The 20,469-nt window shown below is 66.3% G+C and carries 24 protein-coding genes; 5 read left to right on the top strand and 19 right to left on the bottom strand.

Going from position 1 to position 20,469, the window contains the following annotated elements; genetic code table 11:
* Window positions 1-11: 11 nt before the first annotated feature.
* From QF819_03395 to rfaE1, 12 genes are all read right to left on the bottom strand, one after another.
* Window positions 12-260 (bottom strand): acyl carrier protein, encoded by a 249-nt coding sequence (locus QF819_03395; protein ID MDP6802206.1) that lies wholly within the window; start codon window positions 258-260, stop codon window positions 12-14.
* A 16-nt stretch (window positions 261-276) separates the two neighbouring features.
* Window positions 277-1,011: a 3-oxoacyl-[acyl-carrier-protein] reductase gene (fabG, locus tag QF819_03390; protein MDP6802205.1), complete on the bottom strand. Its 735-nt coding sequence runs from the start codon at window positions 1,009-1,011 to the stop codon at window positions 277-279.
* On the bottom strand, window positions 1,008-1,949 hold the full coding sequence (gene fabD, locus QF819_03385) for an ACP S-malonyltransferase (protein ID MDP6802204.1): 942 nt from the start codon (window positions 1,947-1,949) through the stop codon (window positions 1,008-1,010). Before fabD ends, fabG begins: the two co-directional genes overlap by 4 nt.
* 9 nt (window positions 1,950-1,958) lie before the next feature.
* Window positions 1,959-2,942, bottom strand: coding sequence for a beta-ketoacyl-ACP synthase III (locus QF819_03380; protein MDP6802203.1), 984 nt, complete (start codon window positions 2,940-2,942; stop codon window positions 1,959-1,961).
* A 1-nt stretch (window position 2,943) separates the two neighbouring features.
* The gene (gene plsX / locus QF819_03375; protein ID MDP6802202.1) at window positions 2,944-3,957 is read right to left on the bottom strand and encodes a phosphate acyltransferase PlsX; all 1,014 of its coding nucleotides are present in this window, start codon (window positions 3,955-3,957) and stop codon (window positions 2,944-2,946) included.
* A gap of 46 nt (window positions 3,958-4,003) precedes the next feature.
* Window positions 4,004-4,189: a 50S ribosomal protein L32 gene (rpmF, locus tag QF819_03370; GenBank protein MDP6802201.1), complete on the bottom strand. Its 186-nt coding sequence runs from the start codon at window positions 4,187-4,189 to the stop codon at window positions 4,004-4,006.
* 8 nt (window positions 4,190-4,197) lie between these two features.
* Window positions 4,198-4,764, bottom strand: coding sequence for a DUF177 domain-containing protein (locus QF819_03365; GenBank protein MDP6802200.1), 567 nt, complete (start codon window positions 4,762-4,764; stop codon window positions 4,198-4,200).
* 20 nt (window positions 4,765-4,784) lie between these two features.
* Window positions 4,785-5,213 carry a nucleoside-diphosphate kinase gene (gene ndk, locus QF819_03360; protein ID MDP6802199.1) on the bottom strand — a complete coding sequence of 143 codons (429 nt, stop codon included), beginning with the start codon at window positions 5,211-5,213 and terminating at the stop codon, window positions 4,785-4,787.
* A gap of 75 nt (window positions 5,214-5,288) precedes the next feature.
* Entirely contained in the window at window positions 5,289-6,161 is an 873-nt protein-coding gene (sucD, locus tag QF819_03355; GenBank protein ID MDP6802198.1) for a succinate--CoA ligase subunit alpha, read from the bottom strand.
* A 9-nt stretch (window positions 6,162-6,170) separates the two neighbouring features.
* Window positions 6,171-7,325 carry an ADP-forming succinate--CoA ligase subunit beta gene (gene sucC / locus QF819_03350; protein ID MDP6802197.1) on the bottom strand — a complete coding sequence of 385 codons (1,155 nt, stop codon included), beginning with the start codon at window positions 7,323-7,325 and terminating at the stop codon, window positions 6,171-6,173.
* Window positions 7,322-7,852, bottom strand: a complete 531-nt coding sequence (rfaE2, locus tag QF819_03345; GenBank protein MDP6802196.1) for a D-glycero-beta-D-manno-heptose 1-phosphate adenylyltransferase — start codon at window positions 7,850-7,852, stop codon at window positions 7,322-7,324. Before rfaE2 ends, sucC begins: the two co-directional genes overlap by 4 nt.
* Complete coding sequence (rfaE1, locus tag QF819_03340) at window positions 7,849-8,859, bottom strand: D-glycero-beta-D-manno-heptose-7-phosphate kinase (protein MDP6802195.1); 1,011 nt, start codon at window positions 8,857-8,859, stop codon at window positions 7,849-7,851. Before rfaE1 ends, rfaE2 begins: the two co-directional genes overlap by 4 nt.
* A gap of 140 nt (window positions 8,860-8,999) precedes the next feature.
* Between rfaE1 and QF819_03335 the strand changes: the two genes are divergently transcribed.
* The 3 genes from QF819_03335 to QF819_03325 all read left to right on the top strand — a co-directional run bounded on the left by QF819_03335 (window position 9,000) and on the right by QF819_03325 (window position 12,897).
* Window positions 9,000-10,748: a M6 family metalloprotease domain-containing protein gene (locus QF819_03335; GenBank protein ID MDP6802194.1), complete on the top strand. Its 1,749-nt coding sequence runs from the start codon at window positions 9,000-9,002 to the stop codon at window positions 10,746-10,748.
* 120 nt (window positions 10,749-10,868) lie between these two features.
* Window positions 10,869-11,207 (top strand): DUF3467 domain-containing protein, encoded by a 339-nt coding sequence (locus tag QF819_03330; GenBank protein MDP6802193.1) that lies wholly within the window; start codon window positions 10,869-10,871, stop codon window positions 11,205-11,207.
* Window positions 11,200-12,897 carry a DUF1957 domain-containing protein gene (locus tag QF819_03325; protein ID MDP6802192.1) on the top strand — a complete coding sequence of 566 codons (1,698 nt, stop codon included), beginning with the start codon at window positions 11,200-11,202 and terminating at the stop codon, window positions 12,895-12,897. The genes QF819_03330 and QF819_03325 overlap by 8 nt, the downstream gene beginning before the upstream one ends.
* Here the strand turns inward: QF819_03325 and rnd are convergent.
* The gene (rnd, locus tag QF819_03320; GenBank protein MDP6802191.1) at window positions 12,894-14,072 is read right to left on the bottom strand and encodes a ribonuclease D; all 1,179 of its coding nucleotides are present in this window, start codon (window positions 14,070-14,072) and stop codon (window positions 12,894-12,896) included. The genes QF819_03325 and rnd overlap by 4 nt on opposite strands.
* A gap of 150 nt (window positions 14,073-14,222) precedes the next feature.
* Between rnd and QF819_03315 the strand changes: the two genes are divergently transcribed.
* Complete coding sequence (locus QF819_03315) at window positions 14,223-14,927, top strand: hypothetical protein (protein ID MDP6802190.1); 705 nt, start codon at window positions 14,223-14,225, stop codon at window positions 14,925-14,927.
* A gap of 303 nt (window positions 14,928-15,230) precedes the next feature.
* On the opposite strand, the gene QF819_03310 is transcribed toward QF819_03315, so the two are convergent.
* Genes QF819_03310 through obgE form a run of 3 tightly spaced genes read right to left on the bottom strand, consistent with a single transcriptional unit; the run spans window position 15,231 to window position 18,236 of the window.
* Entirely contained in the window at window positions 15,231-16,178 is a 948-nt protein-coding gene (locus QF819_03310; GenBank protein ID MDP6802189.1) for a hypothetical protein, read from the bottom strand.
* On the bottom strand, window positions 16,171-17,205 hold the full coding sequence (gene dprA / locus QF819_03305; protein ID MDP6802188.1) for a DNA-processing protein DprA: 1,035 nt from the start codon (window positions 17,203-17,205) through the stop codon (window positions 16,171-16,173). Before dprA ends, QF819_03310 begins: the two co-directional genes overlap by 8 nt.
* Entirely contained in the window at window positions 17,202-18,236 is a 1,035-nt protein-coding gene (gene obgE / locus QF819_03300; protein MDP6802187.1) for a GTPase ObgE, read from the bottom strand. The genes dprA and obgE overlap by 4 nt, the downstream gene beginning before the upstream one ends.
* A 176-nt stretch (window positions 18,237-18,412) precedes the next feature.
* Between obgE and QF819_03295 the strand changes: the two genes are divergently transcribed.
* The gene (locus tag QF819_03295; protein ID MDP6802186.1) at window positions 18,413-19,102 is read left to right on the top strand and encodes an HAD family hydrolase; all 690 of its coding nucleotides are present in this window, start codon (window positions 18,413-18,415) and stop codon (window positions 19,100-19,102) included.
* 7 nt (window positions 19,103-19,109) lie between these two features.
* Here QF819_03295 and QF819_03290 read toward each other — a convergent pair whose 3' ends face one another.
* The 3 genes from QF819_03290 to rsmD are packed head-to-tail and all read right to left on the bottom strand — an operon-like array spanning window position 19,110 to window position 20,438.
* On the bottom strand, window positions 19,110-19,370 hold the full coding sequence (locus tag QF819_03290) for a zinc ribbon domain-containing protein (protein MDP6802185.1): 261 nt from the start codon (window positions 19,368-19,370) through the stop codon (window positions 19,110-19,112).
* A 34-nt stretch (window positions 19,371-19,404) separates the two neighbouring features.
* Window positions 19,405-19,890 carry a pantetheine-phosphate adenylyltransferase gene (gene coaD / locus QF819_03285; GenBank protein ID MDP6802184.1) on the bottom strand — a complete coding sequence of 162 codons (486 nt, stop codon included), beginning with the start codon at window positions 19,888-19,890 and terminating at the stop codon, window positions 19,405-19,407.
* A complete protein-coding gene (rsmD, locus tag QF819_03280; protein ID MDP6802183.1) occupies window positions 19,887-20,438 on the bottom strand; it encodes a 16S rRNA (guanine(966)-N(2))-methyltransferase RsmD in 552 nt (183 codons plus the stop codon). Before rsmD ends, coaD begins: the two co-directional genes overlap by 4 nt.
* Window positions 20,439-20,469 lie beyond the last annotated feature (31 nt).

The raw sequence follows: 20,469 nt of genomic DNA, 5'->3' as shown, positions 1-20,469 counted from the left end.
CGGCAAGAGCACTAGCTCTTCGCGGCCACATGTTCGTCGAGGTACTTCACCGCATCGCCGACTGACTTCAGCTTCTCGGCGGCCTCGTCGGGGATTTCGATGTCGAACTCCTCTTCCAGCGCCATCACAAGCTCCACCGTGTCCAGCGAATCGGCTCCAAGATCGTCGATGAACGACGCCTCGCCCGTCACTTGCGCATCTTCCACACCGAGCTGCTCCATCGTGATTTCCTTCACCTTCGCGAAATACTGTGAGTCCATTCCAGAGCTCCTTTCCTCACATCACCATTCCACCGTCCACAGTCAACACCTGACCGGTGACGTACGACGAATCCTCCGAAGCCAGAAAAGATACGATACCCGCTACATTTTCGGGAGTCCCCAACTTCCCGAGGGGAATGGACTTCAGCATTCCCTCCTTGACGCTTTCGGGGAGGTTCTCGGTCATGGCGGTTCCGATAAAGCCCGGCGCCACCGCATTGACGAGAATGCCGCGCGAAGCCAGTTCCTGGGCGAGGCTCTTCGTGAAGCCGATCACCCCTGCCTTCGACGCAGCGTAGTTGGACTGTCCCGCATTGCCTCGCAGCCCGATCACCGACGATATGTTGATGATCCGGCCTGAGCGCTGCTTCATCATGGGGCGTGCCGCCGCCTTCGAAAAGTGGAAAACGCCCTTCAGGTTCACAGACAGAACGAGGCCGAAGTCCTCTTCGGACATACGAAGGAGCAGCCCGTCCCTCGTGATCCCCGCGTTGTTCACCAGCACATCCACGCGACCGAACGCTTCCATGGTCGCGTCCACGGCGGCGCGACTGCTCTCTGGATCCGACACATCCGCGGCCACAGCCACGGCACGGCGACCGAGCGACTCCACTTCCGCCACCGTCTCCGTGAGCGAATCCTCCGTCATGTCCACACACGCCACATCGAAACCGTCCGCGGCAAGTCGCGTCGCGATGGCGCGTCCGATGTTTCGCGCCGCTCCCGTCACCAAAGCTACGGGCACACTCATTGGGCCACCTCCCCTGCGCCGGTCAGGACCGCCGCGATCGTTTCCGCATTCCCCACACTTGAACACTTTGCCTTTCGATCCACCGAGCGGAGAAGCCCCCGCAGAACCCGACCGGCACCGATCTCCGTAAACACCTCCACGCCCGCCTCCAGAAGGAAGCGCATCGACTCTTCCCAGCGAACGGGAGAGGTCATCTGGTCGACGAGGTTCCGGCGAATCTGCGCGGCCTCCGTCACGGGCTTCGCGGACACATTCGCCACTACGGGAATGGCCGCGTCCCGGATTTCGATCCCGTCAAGGAAAGCCGCCAGCTCGTCCCGCGCGTCTTCCATGAGTTCGCTGTGAAACGCGCCCGACACATTGAGCCGCATGGCACGCTTGGCCCCGTGCTCCGGCGCGAGTTCCACCGCGCGTTCCACCCCCGGGACCGATCCGGAGATGACGACCTGCCCGGGGCAGTTCAGGTTTGCAGGCTGCACGACCCCTGCGGCGCTGGCTTCGGCGCAGAGGTTCTCCACAGCATCGCCGGACATCCCGAGAACTGCCGCCATCGTCCCCGGGCGTTTCACGCCGGATTCCCACATGAGTTCCCCGCGACGGCGCACGGCGCGAAGACCATCCTCAAAGGAAACGGCTCCCGCCACCGCCAGCGCGGAATACTCCCCCAGAGAGTGCCCGGCGACAAAATCCGCGCGAACCACCCCGCGCACCACCTCCCAGGCGGCAAAGCTCTTGACGAAGAGCGCAGGCTGCGTGTTCCGCGTTTCGCGAAGTGCGTCCTCCGGACCGTCCGCGCAAAGCGCAGCAAGGTCGAAGCCCAGCACCTCCGACGCACGGTCAAACACGGCGCGCGCAGCCGGGTACTCTGCGGCCAGCGCGGCCCCCATCCCGACATACTGCGCCCCCTGACCGGGGAACAGAAACGCGGCCTTCGACATGACTCCCTCCTACAACCGAATGACGGCGGATCCCCAGGTGAAACCCGCACCGAACGCCACCACTCCCACCAGATCCCCCTCCGCCACGCGACCGTCCTGAATCGCTTCGTCCAGCGCGATCGGGATCGAAGCGGCGGAGGTGTTCCCGAAGCGATCCACATTCACCAGGAGCTTCTCCTTCGGGACGCGCAGCTTCCGTCCCGTGGCCTCGATGATCCGAATGTTGGCTTGATGGGGGATGAACAGCGCCAGATCGTCCGTGGTAACCCCGGCGGCGTCCATGGCCTCGCGAGCCGCGCCCGCCATGCAAGTGACGGCCGCCTTGAACACGCTGTTCCCGTTCATGCGAAGGTAGTGCAGGCGCTTCGCCACCGTCTCTTCCGTGGCCGGGTGCAGCGACCCGCCGCCGGGCAGCTTCAACTCGTCCGCGAGATTCCCGTCCGAGTGAATCCGGAGCGAAAGGAATCCGCGCCCCTTCTCCACCGGGCGAACCACCGCCGCCCCCGCACCGTCGCCGAACAGCACGCAGGTCCCGCGGTCCGTGTAGTCGGTGATCTTCGTCAGCGTCTCCGCACCGATCACCAGCACGGTCTCATGCACGCCCAGCGCAATCATCCCCGACGCCAGATTCAGCCCGTAGATGAAGCCGGTGCACGCGGCCGCGATGTCAAATGCCGCCGCGCGTGACGCGCCCAGATTCCGCTGCACAAGACACCCCGTGGACGGGAAGAGCATATCCGGCGTCGCCGTCGCCACGATGATGAGGTCCAGGTCTTCCGGCCCCACACCGGCAGCCGCCATCGCTCGACGACCCGCTTCGGTAGCCAGCATGGAGGTCGTCGTGGCGGAATCCGTAATGTGGCGCGTTCGAATGCCGGTGCGCTCGACGATCCACTCGTCGGAGGTGTCCACCATCCGTTCCAGATCCTGATTAGTGAGGGTCCCTTCCGGAACGGCCGACCCAATCCCCACAATCCCCGCCGGGCGGTCCATGTCACGCATTTCCAAGGCACTGCCCCTGCAATTCGTTTCGGATGTGATCGTTGATTCCTTCCCGGGCGAACCGCGCCGCGACAAGAACCGCATTCCGTATGGCTTTGGGCGAGGAACTCCCGTGTGCGATGATGACCGCTCCGTTCACTCCCAGCAGCGGTGCGCCCCCGTACTCCGCGTAGTCCAGTTGCTGCGAGAGGCTTCGGAACACCGGTCGCATGAGGACCGCTCCAAACCGCCGCCGGAGATCATCACCCACCTCCTCCCGAATCAGGGAAGTCACCAGATGGATGACGCTCTCAGAGAACTTCAGGACGATGTTCCCGGTAAAGCCGTCCGTCACCACGACATCCGCGCCACCCTGGAAGATATCGCGCCCCTCCACATTCCCGATGAAGTTGAGCGAACTCTCCTGAAGCAGCGGATAGGTGCCGCGCACGAGGCTGTTCCCCTTGGAGCTTTCCTCTCCGATGTTCAGGAGTCCCACCTTCGCCTCCGCACGCCCGAGCACGCGACGAGCGTAGATGGCACCCATCACGCCGAACTGGAGAAGATGCTGCGGGGTGCAGTCGGAGGTGGCGCCCACATCGAGAATGATGGCGCCGCCCGTATTCGTCGGGACGAATGTGGCGATGGCGGGACGCCGCACGCCTTCCAGCCGCCCCAGAAGAAACAGCGAAGACGCCACGACCGCGCCCGTGTTCCCCGCGCTCACAAGCCCGTCGACCGCACCCTCCTTCAGGAGCCGGGTCGCGACCACAATGGAGGCATCCCGCTTCCGCCGAACCTGGCGGGCGGGATCCTCTCCCATCTCGATCTGCTCGGGCGCATGTTCAATGGTGATCTCCGGGGTGCCCTCGGCACCCTGCCGGGAGAGTTCCTCCCGCAGGACCGCCTCGTCCCCGACAAGCACCACACGGGTGTTCGTTTCATCCTGCGCAACGGCTTCGATGGCGCCCCGCACTTCGACTGCGGGAGCACCGTCGCCGCCCATGGCGTCGATGGCGATTCTCATGATTCCGTCCCCGGTCTATTCGGGGGACGACAGCCGAGCCCGCAGGCTAGACGTCGTCCTTCCCGGCCATGACCTTGCGACCTGCGTAGTTGCCGCAGTGGGGACAGACCCGATGGGGAAGCTTCACCTGTCCGCAATCGGGGCAGATGTTCTTCGCGGGAATGTCCAGGGCATGATGTGAGCGGCGCTTGAGCTTCCGCGTCCTGGAGATGCGTACCTTTGGCAGAGCCATGCTATTTCCTATTCCTCTTGCGTCCCGCCCGAAATGGGGCCGGACAGATTCTTGAGCGCATCCCAGCGGGAGTCCCCGCCCTCGGGCACGCATTCACAGTTTCCCTCGTTGCGGTTCTTTCCGCACGAAGGGCAGAGCCCCCGGCACTGCGGCCGACAAAGGCTCTTGATGGGACTCTCCAGAAGTACTGCGCCCACGACCTCTTCCGTCAGGTCCACCGCAGTCGCGTCCGGGGCAATCCCGAGTACATCCTCTTCCAACCCTTCACCCTGTACGACCCGGCGGATCCGGAGTTCCAGCCGGACACCGATCGGGGCGACAAAGCGAGCCAGACAACGGTCGCACAGAGCCTCCAGTTCCGCGTGCAGGTTTCCCTCTGCACGGTACTCCCCGCCGTCGAAAGCCAGCGATCCGGAGATCCGGCTCCCGGGCAGAAGACGCGCCCCTCCGTCACCGACGGGCAGGGCCGTCTCCGGTTCCCGGACGACGAGCGGACAAACTCCCTCCCGGACCCCGGAAAGGTCCAGACGGAATAAGCCGCCGGTGAGACTAGAGTCCTGCGTGCCCCGTGTCAAACTGGAATCCTCTCCCGGAGTCAGCCTGCGTGAACCGCCGTGTCCGCGAAAAAGTGCGGAATCTCGGTCTCCGCCGACTCCGGAGAGTCCGAGGCGTGGACCGCGTTATTCTGGATGCTGGCACCGTAAAGCTGCCGTACAGAGCCTTCTTCGGCCTCTGTCGGGTTCGTCGCCCCGATGAACCCCCGCAACGCGAAGATGGCATTCTCCCTCTCCAGCACCATCGGAATGCACGACCCGGAGGTCATGAACTCCACGAGGTCCGCGTAAAAAGGCCGCTCTTCGTGAACGGCGTAGAACGCCCGCGCGGACTCCTCCGTCAGGTGCTCCATCCGAAGGGCGACAATCCGGAAGCCCCCTTCGCCCTCCAGCATGGAAAGTATCTTCCCGGCGTTCCCGGCCGCGACCGCGTCCGGCTTGATGATGCAAAGTGTCCGCACTAGGCTCATGTCGTCTTCACTCCTCAGGAGATGGTCATGAAATGGGGAAGGACGATCAGTTCCGCCCCTCCCCGTCGATTCCGGTCAGGCGGGCACAAGTCCCGCCACCAGCCGACCGATTTCCGTAGGCGTCACGGCAACCTTCACGCCCGCCTTCGCCAGCGCGTCGATCTTGTCCTCCGCCTTCCCGCTTCCGCCCGCAACGATGGCCCCCGCGTGACCCATCCTGCGCCCCGGAGGGGCGGTCTGCCCCGCGATGAACCCGACGACCGGCTTGGTCACATGCTCCGCGATGAACTCGGCGGCGGCCTCTTCGTCCGTGCCGCCGATTTCGCCGATCATCACGATGTACTCCGTCTTCGGATCCTTCTCGAAGAGATCCAGCACATCGATGAACCGCGTGCCGATGATTGGATCTCCGCCGATGCCCACACAGGTGGACTGCCCGATTCCCGCACGCGTCAGTTGATCCACGACCTCGTAAGTCAGCGTCCCGCTCCGGCTGACGACGCCCGCCGGTCCCGCCTGGTGGATCTCACCGGGCATGATGCCGACCTTGCACTCGCCCGGAGTGATCACGCCCGGGCAGTTCGGACCGAGAAGCCTTGTCTCGCTGCCTTCGACCGCGGCCCAGACATTCACCATGTCCCGCACCGGCACGCCCTCGGTGATGCATGCCACGAAGGGCACGCCCGCTTCCACCGCTTCGATGACCGCGCCCGACGCGAACTTCGCAGGGACATATACGACGCTCGTATTTGCGCCCGTCTCCTTCACGGCCTCCTTCACCGAGTCGAAGACGGGAACTTCGTCCATGTTCTCGCCGCCCTTCCCGGGCGTCACGCCAGCCACGACGCGGGTGCCGTACTCCACCATCTTGCGCGTGTGGAAGGAGCCGTCCCGCCCGGTGATCCCCTGGACGAGCAGCTTTGTATCCGTACCGACCAGAATGCCCATGGGTCTCTCCTAATCCGCGATCTTGCTCATGAGTGCGGCTCGGATCCCTTCCTTGACCACATCATCCATGGTCTCCGCAGGGATGATGTCGACATCCGAGTCCGCCAGAATCTTCCGTGCTTCTTCTTCATTCGTACCGGTCAGGCGCACCACGATCGGGTGACTGATTCTCCCCTTCTTTACGGCTGCCACGATCCCGCGCGCGACATCGTCACACCGGGTAATCCCGCCGAAGATGTTGAAGACGATAGCCCGCACACTCTTGTCCGCGAGGATGATCTTCATCGCGGTCAGCACCTTCTCCGGGGAGGAACTGCCTCCGATGTCCAGGAAGTTGGCGGGTTCTCCCCCGTAGTACTTGATGAGATCCATGGTCGCCATGGCCAGCCCGGCTCCGTTGACGACGCAACCGACATTCCCGTCGAGCTTGACATAGGAGAGCCCCATCTCCCTGGCGGACCGCTCCCACTTCGTCTCCGAGTCTGGATCCCGGAGTTCTTCCAGTTCCGGATGACGGAAGAGCCCGCTGTCGTCCACCGACACCTTCGCGTCCAGCGCGACGACGCGCCCCTGGTCATCCACGATGAGCGGATTCACTTCCACCAGAGATGTGTCCTTCTCGGTGGCCACGCGGTAGAGCTTCTGGAGAATGTCCGCAGCCTGCTTCGCTTGTTCCTCATCCGCATAGACCGTTCGCGAAACCTCCAGCGCATCATCTGCGGTGAGCCCCGTTGTCGGATCCACCAGATGGCGATGGATCTTGTCCGGGGTTTTCGCGGCCACCTCTTCAATGTCGATCCCGCCCGCCGCGGAGACGATCACCATCTGGCGACGCGACTCCCGGTCCAGCGTAATCCCGTAGTACGCTTCCGAAACAATGTCCGCCGCCGCGGCCACGAGCACCTTCCGGACGCGCCAGCCCTTGATCTTCAGCTTGAGAATGGCCTTCGCGACCTCCGCCGCCTGCTCGGGAGTGTCCGCAAGCTTGACCCCCCCCGCTTTCCCTCGCCCTCCGGCGTGGACCTGCGCCTTGACGACAACGGATCCGCCCAGCTTTCGAGCGGCGTCCGCGGCTTCCTCCGGAGTCCCCGCGACGAGACCCGCCGGAATGGGGATGCCGTAGGAGGCGAAGATCTCCTTCGCCTGGTATTCGTGCAGATTCATGCGTCTTCCTTCCCCGGTTTCGGGTCCGACTGTTTCCGGTCACCAGTACCGGAATACCGCTCCAGAATGTCGCGGACCAGCCCTCGCGTGGACCGGCCCGGCGTCAGTTCCACACGGACGACTCGACCGCCCGCTCCTTCCACCGTCTCCCGCCCTACAATCCCGTCCGGCGGGTAATCTCCACCCTTTACCAGAATGTCCGGAACGAGGGCTTCAATCAATGCCCCCGGGGTGTCTTCCGGAAAAAGAACGACCGCATCCACCATCTCCAGCGCCGCGAGAATCTCCGCGCGATCCCGTTCCGGCACAAGCGGCCGCCCGGAGCCCTTCAGGCGGCGGACCGAGTCGTCGTCGTTGATTCCCACCGCGAGAAAATCGCCAAGCGAGCGGGCTTCCCGCAGGAGATCCACATGCCCCCGGTGCAGAACATCGAAGCACCCGTTGGTGAAGACAAAGGTCCGGTCGGCTTCGCGAAGTTCCCGCCGAACCTCTCCCAGATCCTCGCGGGAGAGAATGCCGCCGGTCATGCGGCACCCGCGGGAGAAGCGCCCACCGCAGAGAGAAGCGCTTCCGGGGAGACACAAGCCGTCCCCAGTTCCCCGACGACAATCCCCGCCGCCGCGTTGGAGAGAACCGCCGCCGCCTCCATGGAACCGCCCGCGGCGCGTGCCATGGTGAAGGCTGCCACGACCGTGTCTCCGGCGCCGGTGACATCGAAAACCTCGCGGGCGGTGGCGGGAATGTGGACCGGAGGGCAGTCCGGGCGGAAGAGCGACATCCCCTCTGCCCCACGCGTAATGAGCACGCCCTCGGCGCCGAGTTCGGAGAGCAGAACACGCCCCGCCCGGGCAAGGGACTCCTCGTCCACGATCGCGACCCGCGCCGCGCCGCCCGCTTCATTCGCGTTGGGGGTCACGATGCTGACCCCTGCGTACCGGTGGAAGTGCGATTCCTTGGGGTCCACCGCCACAGGGACATCCCGCTCCCGCGCTTCCCGGATCAGCCGCTCCATGAAGGGCAGATCCACGATGCCTTTCCCGTAGTCAGACACAATCACGCCGTCCACTCCCGCAAGCAGATCCGAAAGGCGGGCATCGAACTCCTCGCGGACAGCCCCCGTGAGAGAGGCACGGCTCTCGCGATCCACGCGTACGACCTGTTGTCGCCCCGCGATGATCCGGGTCTTGAGCGAAGTCGGCCGGTCCGCATCCTCCACCAGTCCGTCCGGGAGGATTCCCTCCTCATCCAACACTTCGCGGAGCTTCCCCGCACGATCGTCCGCGCCGACCACGCTCAGCAGGTGAACTTTCCCGCCCAGCGACACGACATTCCGCGCCACATTGGCCGCACCTCCCAGACGCACCGAGCAGCCGGAAACCTCGACAACCGGCACCGGGGCCTCCGGGGAGATTCGCCCGGCATCACCCCAGACATACTCGTCCAGCATGACATCCCCGACGACCAGAACGCGTCGCGTCGAGAGACGGGACACGAGAGCGCGGGCTTCCTCGATTCCAAGGGTCGGTGGTACCATGCCGCCCTCCCGGGAGAGGCGCCACGGGCGACTGCCCGGACAGGTGGAAGACGATTCCATGCAAATCGACCGGGCAGGCTAGCACGCCCCCCGGAGGGCGTCAAGAAACGGGCCGGACGGCGGCGCGGGAGGAGAGACGGGTGACCGGCAGAGGCGGGAAGCGGAAGTTCGGACGAGAAATGGCCGCGCTGGTCGTGGCGGGCGCGTGCGTGTCGGCGGGCGACGCCGGGGCCGTGGCTCCATTCGGCACCGGGGCCGGGCGAAGCCCCTTCGCGGAGGCGGTCCGGGAAGCAGCCGGGCGAGGACTCGACGCGCCGGCACGGCGGGCAGTGCCCCGCACGGGCGACACCCACCTTCTCGTCATTCTGGCGGAGTTCTCCGACACGCCGCACCGGATTGAACCCGCTCGCTTCGACCGGCTTCTCTTCGCGGCAGACACCGTGAGCATGCGCACCTACTACGACGAAGTCAGCCGGGGTGCGTTCCAGTTGACCGGAGACCTTCACGGCTGGGTCACGCTCCCCCGGACGAAGCAGTACTACTCGCAGGGCGTGGGCGGCGTCGGCTCCTACCCGACCAACGGGCAGCGTATGGCCGAAGACGCGCTGACGGAAGCCATCGACGGAGGGCTGGACCTCTCCGCCTACGACGCCGACACCGATGGATTCGTGGACGCGCTCCTTGTCATCCACTCCGGACAGGGGTACGAGTGGGCATCCAATGCACAGGTCACCCCGGAACACGACACGGACGCGATCAACTCGCACAAGTGGGCGCTCCGGCGGACGGACTACGGCGCGGGACTCCCGGAAGTGGAGGACTACTTCACCTGCCCGGAGCTTCAGCTGGCGAGGAAGATCCACTACCCCGCATGGGACGATTCGATCGCGACGATCGGCGTCTATTGCCACGAGTTCGGACACATGCTGGGGTTGCCGGATTTCTACGACACCTTCACCTTTGAGAACCGGATCGGCCACTGGGACCTCATGGACTACGGCAGCTGGTGCGGCCTCCTTCTGCCGGGCGATCTTCCGTCCCACTATTCGGCGTGGTCGCGGATGTTCCTCGGGTGGACCACGGAGGAGACCCTCCCTCCGCCAACCGGCGACACGCTGGGCGAGACGCTCACGCTCGCCCCCGTCACGGCGGAGGGCGTGCCGCTCCGGCTTCTCTCCAACCCCGGCGGGGTCGACTGGTCGATGGGCTCCCCGGGAGACGGGGAGTTCTTTCTGGCCGAAGTGCGCCGCCGCGAAGGGTTCGATGCCGCACTCCCGGCGGACGGGTTGATTCTCTTTCACGCGGACGAGTCTCGCGAAGGCAACCGAACCGACGAGAACCCCGACGGCGGCGGACTCCTGCTGCTCCTGCCGCAGGACGAGGTCGTCTCTGTCATGCCGGGCAACGCCGCCGCGGACCCGTGGCCCTCCACAGGCGGGCAGAACGCGTTCGACTCGACGAGCACGCCGTCGTCACGGCTCTTCGACGGAACAGACAGCGGCGTGGAGTTGCGCGAGATCACGCAACCCGACGCGGAGGGCCGCGTGTTCTTCTTCGCTGCGGCTCCCCTGGACAAGACGATGATCCCGCCGATTCCCTTCGCTCGCCCGAACCCGTTCCGCCCGGGATCGGAGGAGACCGTTCAGCTGGTCGTGTCGCTCGTTCCTGACGCCACGGGGGAAGACGCATCCGTCACGATCCATGACCTCTCGGGGAGAAGGCTGCGGACGCTCCGCGTGTCCGCGGGAGACTTTGCCGGGGACCGGCGCGTCGCGCGGTGGGACGGCCGCGATGATGACGGACGGCCGCTGCCGTCGGGCGTGTATTTCTTCGGCGTCGCGGGAGGCGCGGGAGACGGAGGGGCGGGGAAGATCCTGCTGCTGCGGTGACCTCCCGGCCTGTGTCGATGCGGTCCCCCTTGCCTCCGCGCGCGGCTGCGAGTAATCTGGCGCGGCCCGGTCGCACACGGCGGTGCGCCCGGAAGCCACCCGATTCTCAAGGAGAGCTCCATGAACCAGCCAAAGCCCCCGCCCGGCCCCGGGCAGGTCCAGATCCACCTGCCGGACGAGGTCGCGCAGGGCCAATACTCCAATCTGGTGTTCGTTACCTTCTCTCCGTCCGAGTTCATTCTTGACTTCGCCCGGGTGCTTCCCGGAGCGCGCAAGGGGCAGGTGTACTCGCGGATCATCACCACCCCGCAACACGCGAAGGCCCTCCGGGATCTGCTCGTCCGGAATGTAGACGCCTTTGAAGACAAGCACGGCGCCATTCCCACGCAGGGACAGAACGCCGATCCGTCGCAGATCGGATTCGCGCCCACCTCGCCCGAGGGAGACGCGGGTGCCTGACGCTCGCCGGGCGTTCTCCTTCTTCCTGCATGGCCACCTCCCCTGGGTGCTGGGGCACGGGAGCTGGCCGCACGGGGAGGAGTGGCTGCACGAAGCCGCGCTCGCCACCTATCTGCCTCTCGTTGCGGCCGCACGCAGGCTCCGTGAGAAGGGGTGCGACGGGGGCATTACGCTCTCGCTGAGTCCGGTTCTCACCGAGCAACTGGCGCATGGGTCGTTCCGGCGGGGGCTCGTGGAGTACCTGGAAACGCGCGTCCGCTCGGCGGCGGCAGACCAGCGGCGCTTCGGAGAGGATGGGGACACCCGCCGGTCGGAGCTGGCGCGGCGCTGGGAAGAGCGCACTGCGGGAATGCTCCGCCTCTTCACGGAAGACCTCGGCGAAGACATCCCCGGCGCCTTCCGCGACCTGGAGGCTTCCGGCACGCTGGAGCTGGCCACCTGCGGCGCCACGCACGGGTACCTGCCGCTTCTCGCACGAGAGGAATCCGTGGCGCTCCAGGTGGAACTGGCCCGACGCACCCACGAACGCCATTACGGGCGCGCGCCGCGCGGGATCTGGCTGCCGGAGGCGGCATACCGGCCTGCGGGAGCGTGGACTCCGCCGGTCGGCGGCGGCCACTGCCGCACGCGTCCCGGAGTGGAAGCGTTCCTCGACCGCGCCGGGTTCGAGTACTTCATCGTCGACTCCGGGCTCCTTGCACGCGGCAAGAGCCTCGGGTCGTACCCGGATCACTTCCGCGACATGGAGAACTTCCGGCATGACGCGGCAGCGGCCGCGCCCGGACGGACGGCGGCGGATGCGTCAGACACGCGCCTCCCCTACCGCGTGGGCAACTCCGGGGTCTCGTGCTTCGTCCGGGATCCCGCGACCGGCCTTCAGGTGTGGAGCCGGGACACCGGCTACCCCGGAGATCCGGTGTATCTGGAGTTTCACAAGAAGTCGGACACGGGCGGACACCGATACTGGAGCGTCACCGGTCCCGATGCAGACCTCGGGGACAAAGCGCTGTACGACTTCGACGACGCCGCCCGATGTGCCACGGACCACGCCCGGCACTTCGCGGGGCTCGTGACCGGCCTCCTCGCGGACGCCTCGCCCGGCGGCATTCTGGTCGCGCCGTTCGACGCGGAACTCTTCGGGCACTGGTGGTTCGAGGGCGTCGACTGGCTGGAAACCGTGCTCGAGGAGCTTCACACGAGTGGTGCGGTCGCCCCCGGTTCCCTGTCGGAGCATCTGCACACCCACCCGGCGACGACGGCGGTCGACCTGCCGGAGGGCTCCTGGGGCCAAGGCGGGCATCACTTCGTCTGGATGAACCCTCAGGTGGAGTGGTCGTGGGAGAAGCTCTATGCCGTGGAAGACGAGGTCTGGTCGGTCATGGAAGCCGCGCGGACGGCGGAGAGCCGGGACGCGCTCAGGTTCGCGAAGGCTGCGCTTCGCCAGCTCCTGGTGATGTCCGCGTCCGACTGGCAGTTCCTGATCACAACGGGTGCCGCCGGAGACTATGCCGCCGAGCGGCTCGAACTCCACGCGAAGGATGCATCCAGGCTGGCGGAGGTCGCCCGTCGTCTCGCGGGCGGCGCGGAAGCCACCGCGGAGGAGATGGAACTCCTTCGCACTCTGGAAGCGCGTGAACCGCTCTTCTCCGAACTGGAGGCTGCCGTGGGTGGAGGAGTGCCGGTCGGTTAGGCGTCGCCCTTCCGGACCGCCTCCAGCGTATTCCGCTTCGGGTTCACGCGCAGGGAGATCCGACCCTCCAGGATCCCGAAGAGATCATTGCCGACGAGTTCCTTCCGCCAGCCCGTAGCCACGGCAGGCGGCGGACGGCCGTCGTCGTCTCCCTCGTGGATTCCGACGACGCGGTCCAGATCCAGCCGCGTAGCCAGCACATTCCGGCCCACGCCCTCCGCCGTTGCGCGCATCTGCACGAAGAGATCCATGATGTCCACCAGACGCGCCCGGGTCGGGTCGTCCGATCTCTGCGCAGGAGGAATCGGGCGATCCTCCCTGGGAACCGACCGCCCCTTCTCCACGCGACGGAGGATCTCCTCCGCATCCCGCCGAAGCACACGCTCCGGGATATTGCGGATGGCGCCCAGGGCCGAGGGATCTCCGGGTGCCCGGCGCGAGATCTCCACCACCATGTCGTCCGTCACTACTCTCCCGCGCGGGACATCCCTCCGGGAGGCTTCCTCTTCCCGCCAGGCCGCCACTTCGCGAAGCACAGCCAGCGACTTCGGGTCCAGCGACTTGCGGCGCGCCAGTCGCTCCCATGCACGCATGGGATTCCGCTCGAAGGCCGTCGGGTCCTCGTAGTGCGACTGGTCCTCCAGGAACCACGGCAGCCGCCCTGACGCCTCCAGCCGATCCAGAAGGCGCTTCTTCACCTCCAGCAGGTCCCGGACATCTCCCGCCGCATACTCCAGCTGGGAGTCGGTCAGCGGGCGGCGCGACCAGTCGGTCAGCGTCTCCTTCTTCGAAATCCGGATCCCCAGTTCCCGAAGCAGAAGTCGCGCATAGCTCACGCTGTCCCCGAATCCGGCGAATGAGGCCGCAATCTGCGTGTCAAAGACTCGGGCCGCCGGGTGCCCGCAGGCGTCGTATGCGATCTGGAAGTCCTGCCCGCCGGAATGGACCACAATCTCCACTTCAGGGTCCGTGATCAGCTCCCAGAAGGCCGAGAGATCCTCCACGGCCAGCGGGTCAATCATCGCGAGAATGCCGGGCGCGGCCACCTGCATGAGGCACAGGCGGGGCCAGTAGGTGCGATCCTGAATGAACTCCGTGTCCCATGCGAAGGACCCGGCGTCACGAAGACGCAGGACCAGTCCCGCCAGTTGCTTCCCGTCCCTCACATACTCCACGCCAGCCCTCCCGGAATGCCCTCGATCGCGTCCGCCCCTATCCGGGACAAGGCCGTGGATCATAACCTGCAAAAGAACTCAAGTCCCGGCAGTTCTTGCCCGATCTTCCCGGTGAACGGCGGGAAAACACCGATCCGGAGGACGGCGGGAATGAAACGCCTCCCATGGCTCCTGACGGCGATGATCGGACTGTCGGTCGTCTTGGCCGGCGCACTGGGTGACACCGGCGGGGCGAACACCGTCCGGCCGTACCTGGACGATCTGAGCGGGGCTCCCCATGCTCCCCGGGCACTCTCCGCGCTGGCGGCGGGACTCTTCGCGTGTGCGGCCCTGCTCTTTGCGCTGGAGTACCGGGCGATGGGAATCCGCAAGACCGGTGGAACGGGCCGTGAGCGGCTCTTTCTGGTTTCGCAGTTTGTGTTCTTCGCGCTCCTGGCGTGGGATGCCCACTTCCACCCGGCGGGAGGGTCCGGGGAAATGGAACTGGCTCTCGTGCTCGCCGCGCTGGAGGCGGCGGCCCTGTACTTCCTCGCACGCGCTCATCTGGGGCCGACCGCCGAGTCGGTCGTTCTGATCCTGGCGGGAACAGTCTACGCAACCTCCCGCCTTCCGGGAACGACTCAGACGCTCACCGGGGACGCATGCGGAGTCCTGGCGGCTGCGCTGATTCTCGTCTACGGGTGGAGGCGGCTGCGTCGCAGAGTGGGCGACCTGCTCCTCTTCGGCCCTCCCGGGTCCGCCTTTGAGCTGGGAAGGACCCTCGGTACCCGGAGTGCGCCGATCGCCGGGACACCGGACCCCAAAAACAAGGACGCTCTCCCGAAGGAGAGCGCCCGAAGAGCCGTTATCAGCTGAAGCTTGATGCGGGTCAGCGGCTCCCCCCCGGAAGCTCCTCTCACACTGACCGCCGGCCACTTCCTCTGTCGCCAGCTCAAAGCCGAGACCGCGGGAAAGACTAGATGCGTGAATCCAGCCCCGACACACGGAGTCTTAGCGAGAACCGTGCCGACTCTCTCCCCGTCTTGGAGAAAATGGCGGATTCTGACAGGCAGCGGCGCCTAACTTGCCGATTCAGCGAGCATTACCACACACGCATCAAGTCCGGCGTGACACGCTCCGCAGCACTGGCCGACACCCGAATGGGAACCTCCGGCCCCGTCACCCTGTGGGCCATGTCCCCTTCGGTTCCTGTTGGACGGACCCCGCCTCTGCGACGGGGCGGGTCTTCCATCGGCGATGTGCCCAGAAGTAGTGCTCGGGGTGCTCCCTCACAAGCCGCTCCAGAAAACGGGTGAAGTGCGCGGCGCCCAGCGGGGCGAAGACCTCCTCGGCCGCGCCCTCTCCGGGCTCCCAGGGCTCCCCCGTGATGAAGCGATACTGCCCCTTGCCCTCCCGGACCAGCGCCACGGGAATCAGCGGAACGCCCGCCCGGGCCGCCAGCACGACCACGCCCGTGTGCGTCTTCGCGGGAGTGCCGAGGAAGTCCACGAACACCCCCCGGTGGCGCGCATCCTGATCCATGAGCGTCGCCAGAAACTCCCCGCGACCAAGCCCGTCCAGGGCGGCCCGCACGCCGGTTCGCGCCGAGTGCGTCAGGATTCCCGCCCGGCCGCGGATCTTCTTCACACGGGAATCGACGGCCGGGTTCGCCTGATCTCCGGCCAGCGCGTTGAGCTTGAGCCCGCATCGGCGAATGGCCAGCGCCATCAGTTCCCAGTTCCCGAAGTGCCCGGAGACCAGGACGCCGCATCGGCCGCTTCGGGCATGCGCCACCAACCGATCCAGATCCTCCCGGCGGACACGCTTCCAGAGGGAGTCTTCGTCGATGAGGTCGATTCGCAGCAGATCCAGGAAGGTCAGGGCAGTGATCCGATAGCTCTTCCGGGCGATGCGAACCGCCTCCGCTGCCCCCCCCGGCGGCGCAATGCGGTCCAGCACATTTCCCACCGCCACCGCCCTGCGGATCCGCAGGACATCGAACGCCAGCCAGCCCAGCACCGCAGCCAGCGCCCCAAGCCCGGCAACAGGAAGCCGACGCACACCTCCGGCGAGCAGCGCAACGCCCAGCGACTCAAGCGGGCGGCGGAACCGGCGGCGGTCAGGCACAATCCGCCCGCGGGAGTTCCCCCTTGAGTTCCAGTCTCGCGAGGAGATCCTGGGCATGCGCGCGGTCCACGCCAAGTTCCTCCGCGAGCGCGTCCGGGGTGGTCGCTCCGCCCTCCAGGGCTTCGCGAGCCCGAACTTCCTCCGGGTCCAGCGCAAGGCCACCGGAGATTCCGCCCAGATCCTCCAGCAGATCCGCCGCGCCCCGGACCGGACGCGCCCCCTGCCTCAACAGCGAGAGCGGACCGTCGGAAAGCGGGGCCGTCGGCCAACCGGGGACCACGAAGACCTCCCGGCCCTGATCCAGTGCGTGCCGGGCCGTGACGAGAGCGCCGCTTCGCATTCTTCCCTCCACGACCACCGTCGCCTCGGACAGCGCGGAGAGAACCCGGTTCCTCCGGGGGAAGTGCCCCGGGCGCGGGTCCGTGCCGGGGGGGAACTCCGACAGCAAGAGCCCTTCGTCGGCGATCCGGTCCTGCAGCGCCGCGTGTTCCCGCGGATAGACGACATCCGGGCCGCAACCGAGGACCGCCACGGTCACCCCCTGCCCGGAGAGGGCCCCCTCATGCGCACCGCCGTCGATGCCCCGGGCCAACCCCGACACGACGCTCCATCCCTCGGAGGCGAGACCGGCCCCGAGGTCGAACGCCATGCCGCGCCCGTCCGGGGAGCACTCCCGCGCTCCGACAATGGCCACGCCTCGCTCTTCCAGGGCGGTGGGATCTCCGCGGAGGAAGAGCACTTCGGGCTCATCCGGCACTCTTGCCAGATCCTTCGGCCATCCGGGGTCTCCCCGGAACAGCACGCGCGTCCGTGTACGCTGACACGCCGCCGCGATCTTCTCCCCGCGGTCGCGGGCCTGCCCGATCCCCGGTCGAAGCCGGGAGGACGCCGGGCCGCGTCCGCGCGCTGCATCTCGCGCGACCGCTTCCCACGCGCCGGAAGCATGAAAGAGCTTGCGAGCCGTCATCGGCCCCACGCGCGGAGCGGTGACCACACCCAGTCGGCAGAGCGATTCCCGATCCGTCATCCGTGTTCCTCCCCGGCTTCCGACTCCTCGCCGGGGAGTTCCGGGGGTTCCTCCGCCTTCGCCGCCTTCACCATGTCGTGAAGTTCCTCCAGAAGCGCGTCCACGCCATCGCCACGCACCGAGGAGATCACGCGCACATCCTCCCGCCCCGCCAGTTCCGCCGGAATCGACGCATCCGGAAGAAGGTCCGCCTTGGAGAGCGCCACAAGGAACGGGCGCTTCTCCAGCCCCGCACCGTGAAGCGCGATCTCCGTCCGGAGCTTGCTCCACTGTTCGTGGGGGCTCCCGTTCCCGGGGTCCACCAGAAACAGAAGCACGCGCGTCCGCTCCACATGGCGGAGAAACTCCAGCCCGAGACCCTTGCCCTGATGCGCGCCCTCGATGATCCCGGGGATGTCCGCCACCACCATCTGCCGGTACCCGGGAAGACTCACCACTCCCAGGTGGGGCGCCAGCGTCGTGAAGGGGTAGTCCGCAACCTTCGGCCTGGCTTCGGACACCCGCGACAGGAAGGTGGACTTGCCCGCGTTCGGGAACCCGACGAGACCGACATCCGCGATCAGCTTCAGCTCCAGCCGGACACGCATCTGCTGCCCCGGGCGACCTTTCTCCGATCGCCGCGGAGCCCGGTTGGTCGCCGTGGCGAAGCAGGCGTTTCCCCGGCCGCCCCTTCCTCCGGTCGCCAGCAGGAACCGCGCGCCATGCGCCCGAAGGTCTGCAAGAACCTCTCCGGTTTCCGCATTCTCCACGACGGTTCCGGGGGGCACCGGAATCATGAGGTCCTCGCCGGAGCGGCCGGTCCGGTCCTTCCCCTGCCCGTGTCCGCCCCGCCCTCCCCGGAAGAGCCTGCGGTAGCGGAAGTCCATCAGCGTGGAGGATCGGGGGTCCACCTGCAGATAGACATGCCCGCCGCTGCCGCCGTTTCCACCGTCCGGTCCTCCGCGCGGGACATACTTCTCCCGACGGAAGCTCATGCACCCGTCTCCACCGTTTCCGGCAAAGACCTCAATAGCCGCGCGATCCAGAAACATGATGACCCAAAGGGGAGTCGTGAACCTGTCCTCTATCTCCAGCGAAGGCGAAGAAGAACCTACCGGCGTCGGGCCGGAGCGTCAACGCCGCCGCCACACCGCCGCAGGCCGGACTGGACGCCGCGCACGCTCTCCGGCAGGATTCCACCCAGCTCCAGAAAGGAGGTCTTCTCCCCGTGTGCCGCGCCCGACCCGCCTATCGTCTGACGATCTTCGATATCGACGGCACCCTTCTCGCAACGGACCGCTTCTGGATTACGGTGGCCCGTGAAGCGGTGGCGGAAGTCTATCGCCGCCACGACATCGACCTCCCGCTTCCTTCTCCGGAGGTTCTGCTCGACATGATCGGCCGCCCCAACCGCGAGGGCTGGCGGATTGCGCTTCCACCGGAGGCCTACGAACTGGCTGACGAGATCGACCTGCTCGCCACGCGCGGAGAGGAAATCGCCTTCGCCCGGGGGCTGGGCGGGCTGTACCCGGGAGCGCGGGGACTTCTCCACGACCTTGCCGCCGCCGGGACCCGGCTGGGAGTCGCCTCCAATTGCGGGCTGCGTTTTCTGGACGCATTCCTCACCACTTTCAATCTCCACTCGCTCTTTCATGAGACGCGATGCGCGGAAAGCCCGGGGATCGGGTCGAAAGCGGACATGATCGAAGACATCCTGCTGCATGAAGACACGCGGGACGCCGTGATGGTGGGCGACCGCTGGAACGACCGGGAAGCCGCTCTTGAGAACCGGATCCCCTTCGTTCTCTTCGCGGGAGGCTTCGCCGGAACGGAGCGCCATCCATCGGACCGCGTGGCCGTCACCTACGAGGAGCTTCGGGAGATTCTCCTGCCTACGGGTGCCGACGGCACCCGGTGACGGGGCCTCAGCCGCCGGACGACTTCTTTCCCTTGTCGCCATCGGGGGACGGGGGGCGGTCCTTCTTCTGAGCGCTGCGGTAGGCATCGGAGCGATAGTCCGTCGTGTAGAACCCCTGCCCCTTCAGCAACACTCCCCCTCCGCCGCCGATCAGCCGCCTGAGCTTTCCGCCGCAGTCCGGACAATCTTCCTCGGGCTGCGCAGACATGGAGTGGAAGACTTCACGGACCTCCTCACAGGAGGCGCATTCATAACGATAGGTGGGCATGAGTTTCTACCTCGGTGATATGCGGTCGCGGGAGTCAGATGGAATGGCCGTACCGGATGCGAAGAGCTTCCTCCACGCCGTCCGGCACGAACTCCTGGACGGAACGCCCCATCCGGGCGATCTCCTTCACGAGCGTGGAGTTCAGGAAAGAGTAGTGTTCGTTCGGGCAGAGGAAGACCGTCTCGATGGAGGAATCCAGCTTTCGATTCATCCAGGCCAGCTGAAATTCGTAGTCGAAGTCCGAGACCGCGCGCAACCCCCGGATGATGGCGACCGCCCCGCGCTCCTTCGCAAACTCGACGGTCAGCTTCTCAAACGGAGTCACCTCCACATTCTCCAGGTCTCCGAGTGCGGCGGCAAACAGCTTCACGCGATCCTCCTGCGGAAAGAGCGGATCCTTGCCGCCGCTCTTCGCGACCGCAACGATCACCCGGTCGAAGAGCCCGAGCGCACGCACGACAAGATCCAGATGCCCCAGAGTCACCGGATCGAATGTCCCCGGATAGATGGCCGATCTCACAGAATCTCCTTCGACTGTTTCCGGTACAGCGTGACCGAAGTCCCCCCGTACCGGCGATGCTTCCAGACCGTCATGCCGCCCGTCCCCTCCGGCGAGGCGACGACTGCGGAATGCTCCAGCACGAACACCCCTCCATCCGCAAGAACGAGGGAGGCCAAGTCCGCAACCGGTTGCTCCAACTCCTCCCGGTAGGGCGGATCGGCGAAGACCAGATCGAACCGGTCCCGCCGGTCAGCCAGAACCCGGAACGCGTCGCCCGGCCATACGGCAGCACTCTCCGCCACTCCCAACGCCGTCAGGTTGCCGCGCAACACACGCAGCGCAGGTTGCGCCCGCTCCACGAATACCGCCCGGATGGCTCCGCGGCTTAGTGCCTCAAGCCCCAACGCCCCCGACCCGGCGAAGAGATCCAGCACGACGGTCCCGGGAAGCACCGGACCCAGGAGGTCGAAGATAGACTCCCGGACCCGATCTGCGGTCGGGCGTGTGGAGGTGCCTTCCGGCGCACGAAGTTTCCTGCCCCGAAAGCCTCCCCCGACGATCCTCATGCGAACACACGGAATAGAGGGTTGCAGTCCG

Source organism: Gemmatimonadota bacterium (assembly GCA_030747075.1).
Classification (GTDB): Bacteria; ARS69; ARS69; order ARS69; family ARS69; genus ARS69.
This window is presented reverse-complemented; position numbering and strand designations above follow the sequence as displayed.